Raw genomic sequence first — 452 nt, 5'->3', positions numbered from 1 at the left:
TACGACGCGTTGGCAGAATTGAATCGGGCCATCATTACAAGCCCGCCGCATCCTGCAAGCGCGCCCGATAAGGCATAGGTCATAAGCAAAACTCGTTTGACATGTATCCCCGAGAACAGGGCAGCTTTCTCGTTGGCGCCGACAAGGTAGACTTTCTGACCGAAGGATGATCGCCGAAGAACCACCGACACGAACACGCAAAGGACAATAAACAGCAGGAACGCAAGCGGTACGCCCAGAAAGGTTCCATTTCCAATCGCAACGATTGGATCTGGAAACCCTGACAAGACATTTCCACGCGTCAGTCCAATGGCAAGACCCTTGCAGGCGATCATGGTCCCCAGTGTGGCCAGAATGGGGGATACGCCGAAATAGGCGATGATGAAGCCGTTCAGCAGGCCTACCAGGATGGCGACGGCGAGGCCCGCGGCAACCGCGCCGACTTGCCAGGT

Annotated in this window: 1 protein-coding gene; it reads right to left on the bottom strand. The window is 56.2% G+C overall.

Annotated elements, in window-relative coordinates; translation table 11 throughout:
* The coding region (locus tag EN750_RS38680) for an ABC transporter permease (RefSeq protein ID WP_145968406.1) at positions 1–452 on the bottom strand (452 nt) is incomplete at both ends.

The sequence above is a fragment of the Mesorhizobium sp. M7A.F.Ca.ET.027.03.2.1 genome (genome assembly GCF_003999175.1).
Taxonomy (GTDB): domain Bacteria; phylum Pseudomonadota; class Alphaproteobacteria; order Rhizobiales; family Rhizobiaceae; genus Mesorhizobium.
This window is presented reverse-complemented; position numbering and strand designations above follow the sequence as displayed.